A 1,355-nucleotide genomic window follows, 5' to 3' on the forward strand; every position below is an offset into this window, starting at 1 on the left:
GGATGCTGCTGGCGTCTTTGCTGTAGGCCCGTTCGCCGGATACCGGATGATCATCAACTGCCATGTGCTCACCAAAAGTGATCGAGACGTCTACAACGTCGAATATTGCTTTGCTCTGCGGAAGGGGGACGACGAACAGGCCATTTATGCCGAGGAGTGGCCGCAATTCTTCGTCGATTTGAAGCCCATGACGGCGTGCCATGCGGTTATCCAGTACCAGGGGCAGCCAGTGGACGTTTATTGCGACCCTGACGGGGATGCACTGCGAAAGCGGGTAAATGGGGCGCTGTTTGCGGAAACCAGGGGAGGGGACAGACCTTCTGATGACCGTTCATAATCTTCAACCGCGCAATGCTTCTGTTTATGTTAAATACAGTTCCAATTGTGCCAGTGGACAGGGGCGTTAGCCCCTATAAGCCGCTCCCGTCCGCCCATATAATCCTCTTACGTCAATCGGCGAAACATGCCCATCTTGACCAGGGGAGGGTACACCCCCTTTCCTGCTAAACCTGTCTTGCTGCCTCGATAGAGCCGAGCGGACGCGTCCGCGAGCGTCCAGCGCCTTCTGCTGCCTCCTGTCGTAGACAAGCCGCTCTCACCGCGACAACCTCTTTGGGGCTTTCTGGTTGGCTCTGGGGCCGCTTGGGTTTCCAAGCCCCCCGGGTAGTAATACGGGGGGAATTCAATCCTCACATGCTCAACTCGGCCACAGGACAAGGGTGTTATCTCTTACCTTGTAGATTTTTGTCATTACGGGGTTGTTTTGTAACCAATAGACCCAATATCCGTATGGAGCGTTCGGCTCGACAACAAAAGGCTCTAAGTTATGGCAATGTCTATTCCTCGTGCACACAGCGTTACCCAAATGATGCCAGCTGATGGCTGGTTTTTCCGATTCGAAGTTGAAGGCAAGCCAAGGTTGTTGAGACTTGCTGCCTGGGGCTTGGATCATGATGGTCGTATAGTTGGTATGGTTTCAGCTTCAACTTCTGATTTTGACTATGCACACTTGGTTATGGTGCCATCGAGCACTGGGGTATATCTGCATGAGGGTGACTTTTCATCGGAGGATAAGCTGCTTTTGAAAGCCAGTGAGCCTAATGTGTTTGACTTGGTCTATCGAAGCTCTGAGTCTGAGCCCGCCTGAGTGGTGTGCTCTTAGTTTTTGATGCCGATAAACAGAATTATCGGCGTCACAAAACCCAGGGGCCTCCGGCCCCTTTGTTCTGCCCCTAAGCCTGACCGCGCATAATGCCAGTGGTTATGTTGAAGACTCGGCCCCCTGCCACAATTGAGCAGGGCAGGGGGCTTCGAGGAAGGAAGGAGGTGGGACAGCTCGCTGGCATCATCCTGAC

At 53.4% G+C, this 1,355-nt stretch carries 1 protein-coding gene and 1 pseudogene; both read left to right on the forward strand.

What is annotated here, in order from left to right:
- A pseudogene (locus ACB037_RS21230) lies at positions 1 to 337 on the forward strand (zona occludens toxin); the annotation flags it as partial.
- 489 nt (positions 338 to 826) lie between these two features.
- Positions 827 to 1,147, forward strand: coding sequence for a hypothetical protein (locus tag ACB037_RS21235; protein ID WP_371175898.1), 321 nt, complete (start codon positions 827 to 829; stop codon positions 1,145 to 1,147).
- Positions 1,148 to 1,355: the final 208 nt, after the last annotated feature.

This window comes from Aeromonas sp. S19(2024) (genome assembly GCF_041402625.1).
GTDB lineage: Bacteria > Pseudomonadota > Gammaproteobacteria > Enterobacterales > Aeromonadaceae > Aeromonas > Aeromonas caviae.